General features: G+C 60.3%; 4 protein-coding genes. 1 reads left to right on the forward strand and 3 read right to left on the reverse strand.

Translation table 11 applies throughout. From position 1 onward, the window contains the following. Positions 1-45: 45 nt before the first annotated feature. Both lnt and L1A08_RS17555 read right to left on the reverse strand, forming a co-directional pair. Complete coding sequence (lnt, locus tag L1A08_RS17550; protein WP_238757822.1) at positions 46-1,923, reverse strand: apolipoprotein N-acyltransferase; 1,878 nt, start codon at positions 1,921-1,923, stop codon at positions 46-48. A 128-nt stretch (positions 1,924-2,051) separates the two neighbouring features. Beyond that, on the reverse strand, positions 2,052-3,278 hold the full coding sequence (locus tag L1A08_RS17555) for a molybdopterin molybdotransferase MoeA (protein ID WP_238757823.1): 1,227 nt from the start codon (positions 3,276-3,278) through the stop codon (positions 2,052-2,054). 398 nt (positions 3,279-3,676) lie between these two features. On the opposite strand from L1A08_RS17555, the gene L1A08_RS17560 reads away from it, so the two are divergent. Further along, complete coding sequence (locus L1A08_RS17560; RefSeq protein ID WP_238757824.1) at positions 3,677-5,512, forward strand: hypothetical protein; 1,836 nt, start codon at positions 3,677-3,679, stop codon at positions 5,510-5,512. 200 nt (positions 5,513-5,712) lie between these two features. On the opposite strand, the gene L1A08_RS17565 is transcribed toward L1A08_RS17560, so the two are convergent. Beyond that, positions 5,713-6,225 (reverse strand): prepilin-type N-terminal cleavage/methylation domain-containing protein, encoded by a 513-nt coding sequence (locus L1A08_RS17565; protein WP_261362932.1) that lies wholly within the window; start codon positions 6,223-6,225, stop codon positions 5,713-5,715. Positions 6,226-6,243 lie beyond the last annotated feature (18 nt).

Genomic DNA, 6,243 nt, shown 5'->3' on the forward strand with positions numbered 1-6,243 from the left:
CCGCCGCTACGAGGAGTTGTGTGGTCCACTCCCGTAGGGTTCACTTCACGAGGTGGCTGGTTCCGCGGCCGGGGTGGCTTTCTTTCTCGGCCACCAGTGCAGGACCAGCAGCATGGCGCAACCGAGCAGACACGTGGCGGCGAACCAGTCTCCGATGGCGAGGTAGAGGCTGCCGCGGTTGTCGAGGGGGATCGTCTGCACGAGGACCGCTTCGAGTTTGCGGCGGTAGCGGCCGGTGTCGGGATCGCGGTACGAGATATCTTTCGGCTGCCACGTGACCGGGTCTTTGGTCAGGAAGACTTCGGGATCGATGACCTGTCCACTGCCGTTGATGCAGGATGAGATGCCCATGTTGGCGGCTCGGACGAGTGGCTTGCGGAGTTCGACGGCTCGGAACTGAGCGGTAATGAGATGCTGGTCATGCTCGCTGGAACCGGCGAACCAGCCGTCGTTCGACAGGTTGACCAGGAAGTCGACCGGCTTGCCCGATTCCGATTTCGTTTCAATCGTACGGACGATATTTCGCGTGACGTGAGGGACAGTGTCTTCAAAGCAAATGACCGGGGCGCATCGCCATGATTTGTAATCGAAGGCGGTTGCGGTCGTGCCAGCGGTGAGGCCGAAGTTCTCCGGGAACATCCCCGCCAGCATCTCCCAGTCCTGACCAGGAATGTACTCGCCGAAAGGGACGCGGTGCAGCTTGTCGTACCGCTGTTTCAGGCCGGCTTCGGGAGTCACGAGCTGGGCGGAGTTGTATTGAGCCATGCCGTCCGGAGAAGCCACATAGGCTCCCAGGCCGATGACGAGGGCGGCTCCGGCTTTCTCGCTCATCGTTTCGAGAGTCCGGGAGACATCGCTGCGACGCCAGCTTTCCGGCGGCAGATGCGGAGCGATCTCGGCCAGGTCGGCCGTGGAGAGTGAGTCATCCGCTTCCAGCAAGGCGTAGCGGAACATCCCTTCCGGCCAGACGATCATGTCGGGCTGCTCTTCGACGGCCATCCCGGTCAACTCATTGTGGACCATGAACGACTCTTCGTACTGCGACGCGGGAATGTTGAGCGCCGCTTTGAAATTGCCCTGAACCAGAGCGACGCGCGGCCCGGCGGTGAACTCGGCCTGACCGGTTCGGAAGAATCCATAACCGACAGTCATGCCCAGCACGGCTGCGGCGACGGCGAGCGACGTGTAACGCGAACGGGCGGACGGCTCGGCAGCCGGGGTGCCATCGAGAGACGTGCGGATGAACCGCATCTTCTCGAGCCAGCGGGTCGGGACCTGCATGGCGATGGCGGCTGAGATGAGCATCATCACGAAGCTGACGCCGTAGGCTCCGACGAGATCGCTGATCTGAATCAGTTCCGTCCAGTGCACCTGCGAATGGCCGAGATAGTACCAGCCGAATCCGGTAAACAGGAATCCGCGAAGATACTCCAACCCGGTCCAGACGACGGGAGCGACCAGGTACAGCGGCCATTTCAACCGATGCACGCCGACGCGCGTCAGTCCGATGAAGACGGGAATGTAAGCGGCGAGGTAGAAGGCGAGAGCTCCCCAGCCGAAGTACATCAGCGGGTCGCCGTATCGCATCCATTGCAGGACGGGAACGTAAAAGGCGAGTCCACCCAGGTAGCTGGCGAGCAGCATGCGTTTCGGGGCCTGTTCAACCCGAGCCAGAAACAGCCACGGCAGCACGGCAATCCACGCCAGTGGACTGAAGCCGACCGGGTAATAGCTGGCGTACATCGTCAGTCCGGCGGTCATCGACCAGGCGAGGGCGATCCAGAAGGCGGGCGGACGGTTTTCCGCGTTTTCGATAATCTGTTCCACCGTGATTTCCAGTCGTCCCTGCCGCCGTCCGGAACGACCACGATCCGATTCAGAACGAGAGGGTTCCGGGCGGGAGAGAGTTTCTGCTGCGTCCATGGCTGTTCGTTCCTCTGCAGATCGATCCTGATCTGCCCGTTCCGTAATTCCGAGAAAGAGGAGACTGACTCCGCTGAAATAGTGTTCGATCTGTGGCGTCTGCTCGCGCCCCAAATCTGTCGCCCCGGTTACCGCTGAAACCAGCACCAGGCGTCGACAAATTCGTCGGCTTCGTAGGAGTCGGATCGCGGCGGGAAGGCGATCATACCGTTGGCTTCCGCAGCTCCCCGCAGATCAGCCGAACCGACCCAGCGAACCGGCCGAGCGGTCACTTCCGATCCTGCGATCGAGACTCTGGCGGGATGATAGACCGGTCGATCTCCTTTGACTAGATGAGGTTGCGTCAGGCGAGCCTGTAGCGGTTCCAGGTCCATTCCTCCGACTTTCTGAAAGCGAGCCATCGCTCGGCGGACGAACAGTTCGAAGCAGACCATCGAACTGACCGGATTGCCCGGCAAGCCGAACACGTAACAGGCGTTCGTACCTTCGTCCGGATTGGCAGACCGCAGCCCGAACCAGATCGGCTTGCCCGGTTTCATCTGCACTTTGTGAAAGACCTGCTGCACGCCGAGTTCGGCCAGCATTTTCGGCACGAGATCGAGCACGCCCGCGGAAACACCACCCGAGAGCAGTAGAAAGTCGGATTCCAGGCCGGTCGCGATTTTCTCCCGCAGATCCTCTTCCGTATCCCGGGCAATGCCGACGGGCTGAGGGATTCCGCCGGCATTGGCAACCTGGGCGACGAGCATCGGCTCGTTGGAGTTGCGAATCTGTCCCGGGCCGGGCTGCTGATTGGCGGGCACGAGTTCATCGCCGGTGGCCAGCACGGACACGGTCGGACGAGGAAAGCAGGAGACGGACATTACACCGAGTTCGGCCAGCAGGGCGATCTTGGGAAACTCGAGCAGTTCGCCGGGTTTGAGGATCGTTTCCCCCGTCTGCATGCTCTCGCCGCGGTGAAACACGTTGCGGCCCGCTGCCAGCGAGGAGATCGAGAGCGTGAGTTCCTCCGCTTCGGGATCGTTGACGTCTTCGACCCGCACCACGGCATCTGTTCCGTCCGGAACCTGTGTGCCCGTCATAACTTGCGTCGTGACGCCCGGGCTGAGGGGAAGCTTCGGGACCTGACCGGCGGTGAGTCGTTCCTGCACACGAAGCGTAACGTTCGGCTGAATGTCCTGGCTGCGAACGGCGAAGCCGTCCATCAAGGCTTTGTCGAACGGGGGCGAGTCACTGCAGGCTTCAATCGGTTCCGCAGCCCGGGAACCGGCGGACTGAAAAACAGGGACTTCGCGGGGGATTCCGGGCTTGATGGTGCGGTCAATCGCCTGAAGCGCTTCGACAACTGTATGCATGGGTGGGGGTTTCGAGCTCAGGGTCGGGGGGTTGTTCTGCAGGTGAAAACGCCAGTCTATCGGTTCGCAGTCGATCGGGGAAACCGGCATTGCTGCCATGTGAATCTGGGAAGACTGGGAGGAGTTTGTCTGATTTGCCAATTGCAACGCTCGTGTCGATTCAGCCGGTCGGATTGCCTGTAACAGCGCAGTTCGACGTGAATCGAGAGGCGGGTAAGTGTCGATAGAATCCAACGACGCAGTTCTTCCGGTTATTCCGGTTCTGGCGGTTCGTCTTGATCTGACGGTTCCTCAGGCGTCGCGAAATTCGGTTTCAGACCGTCAAGGGAACGCCAGGTCCGGTTGTGGCCCCTTACGAATACGACAAGAAGTGCTCTGACTACTCGGAGAAGGTTTTTATGTCTGCGATCAAAAAGTTACTGTTCGGCGGAGCGACTGCAGGTCTGGCACTCTCTCTGATGCTGCCCACCTCCTCGTCGACATTGGGACCGAGTGAATCGCAGGGTGCAGCGGGGCCACGTTTCAGCAAACCCTGGTTGAAGAAATCGTCCAGCCCCGGCCGGACGAGCCTGTTCGGATTTTTGCGTCCTTCGCAGAACGATCAGCAGGTCACTCCGGAACGTACGGATGCTCCGGCTGATGTTCGAGGTCGTCGCGATGACGAGCCCCAGAGTCAGCCAGCGCAGCAGCCCGCGCAGCAACCCGCCGAAGTTCCGGGATCGGGTTCGCCTGCCGGGCAGTCCAATGTGATGCGAGAGCTGGAAGAACTGTACCGTCGTGACGGTAAGCAGCCGCCGCAGATGTCCGGCCAGACGTTTGAACAAAGTCCGACTGAACAGCCGCAGTCGGAAGCCGCTCCGCAAGCGGCGGCCCGTCAGCCGAAACGCGAACGTTCCGACGACACCGAAGAGAAGTCGTCGAAGCTTTCAGACTTCTTCGACAAAATTGTCGGCTCCCCGTCGCCGAAGACATTCGACGATCCTAATAAGGTGCCAGAGTTCAACTCGAAGAACGCCGCGAAGCTTGGCATCAAGCTGGCGGACGATCCGGCCCATGCGGAAGTTCGCGAGTACGATCCGGCTCCAGAGCCGATGAGCGAACCGCCGGCTCAGGTTGTCGATGTGCCCTCGGTGCCGCAATCGAAGCCGAAGTTTGATGAAATGCCGCTGCCCATTCCCATGCCGCCGGCCCCGCAGACAAGCCCGTCCAAAACAGAGATTGTGGCCACGCCGCCGGCTGCCAGTGCGTTTCCGAAGTCCGAACCGCAGCCCAGCGGCCAGGTGAATCTCCCGTTCCTGCCGCCTCTGCCAGCACCGATTCCCGACCAGAAATCGCTGGCTGATGCTGCTCCGGTGGAGCCACCGGGAGTTGTTGTTCTTCCGCCTCTGCCCGGCGAAGAACTGCTAAAGCCGGAAGTCCAGGAGCCGGTCCTGGTGGAAAGTCCGACACTGGCACCTGTGCCCGACAGCGAGCCGGTTCAGACAGCGGAAGCTCCGCAAATGCTCGAACCGGTTCCGAGTGAGATGCGGGAACCGCGTGAGTTTGTTGCGGACAGTGCCACGGAACTGCGTGTGGACGAATCTCCGGTGATGAAACCGGAAATCACGCCCGATGCCGAACTGGCCGACATCACCGAACCGACTCTGAAAGGGGAACGGAAAGCCGATCTGCCACTGGCTCCTTCGGTCACCGCTCCGGTGAGACGCACGCCCGCTCCGCAGCAGGAACTGGCGATGTCCGATACCGGATGGCGGAGCCGTCAGCCGAGTGGATCGGAACCGAATCAGCTTGCAATCCCTGAAACGGCTAAACCGGCACAGGTGGAAGAACCGAAGATTGAAACACAAGTGGCGGAAACGCCGGCACGGGGGTCTGCTCAGCAGAAGTATCAGCTGATCGCCGCCCGCGGAAATGCCACCGGCTTCAAGGGATTCTGTCCGGTCGAACTCCGGGACAATCTCGAGCTGGTCGATGCGACGCCGCAATTTGAAACCGAACACGCAGGTCAGATTTACTACTTCTCGAGCCAGCAGGCCCGGGAGAAATTCGACGCCGATCCGATCCGCTACGTGCCCGCTCATGGCGGCTGTGATGTGGTGAAGTTCGTGCAGGAGGGAATGGAAGAAGCGGGGCGTCTTGATTACGCCGTCTGGTATCAGGACCGACTCTTCCTCTTCTCGAACCGTGAGACAATGTTGGAATTCCGGGCGACACCGGAGTCCTTCGTGAAATAGTTTCGCCGAGGTTCAGGTAACCTCGGACCAGCCGCAGGCATTTGCCTGCGGCTTTTTTTATGCGCTGAGAAGAACGTGAACGGAGCGATTCACGAGCCGGATCTGAGCCGAACCGTGCGCGAGGAGTTCCCGTCGTGCGGCCTTCGTCTGGTTCGCCGTGTCATGCGAGAATGGCGCGGCTGATGGCATGACAGAGAGGGCTACTCGTGGAGCACGTAGTAAAAACGATCGGTGTCGAGCAGTCGCAGGCTTCCGGTACTGATGTTGCCGTCGTCAATAACGGCATCAATCTGTTGCAGAATTGAAGAGTCGGGCATCGGACCGCTGCCGGCGATGAAGTGAATTCCCAGAGCCCGTTTGATCGCAAATGTATTCTTCTCGACGTCCCACTTTCCGTTGATGGGGGTGACTGCTTCCCACTGTTCGGGGCGAATGAAAGCGGCCAGCTCGGGAGGCAGCGTTCCGGTGGGGGAGTCTTTGAAATAACCCCCTTCGATCTGCTTCCGCAGTTCAGCTGCCCGCACGAAGTCCGCGAAGGTTGTTGCCATGGCATTCACTTTCGCGTCCGTGCTGACTTCAAACATCTTCACGGCCGCAACGGAGCTGATGATGCCCATCACGAGAACAACGACAACCATCTCCACCAGGGAGAAGCCACCGGGTTTCCGTGTAAGGTTATCGTCTGATGAGCCAGATTGCGGTTGCTTAAGCATGAGATTCAGAGAGGGTTA

Source organism: Rubinisphaera margarita, assembly GCF_022267515.1.
Classification (GTDB): Bacteria; Planctomycetota; Planctomycetia; order Planctomycetales; family Planctomycetaceae; genus Rubinisphaera; species Rubinisphaera margarita.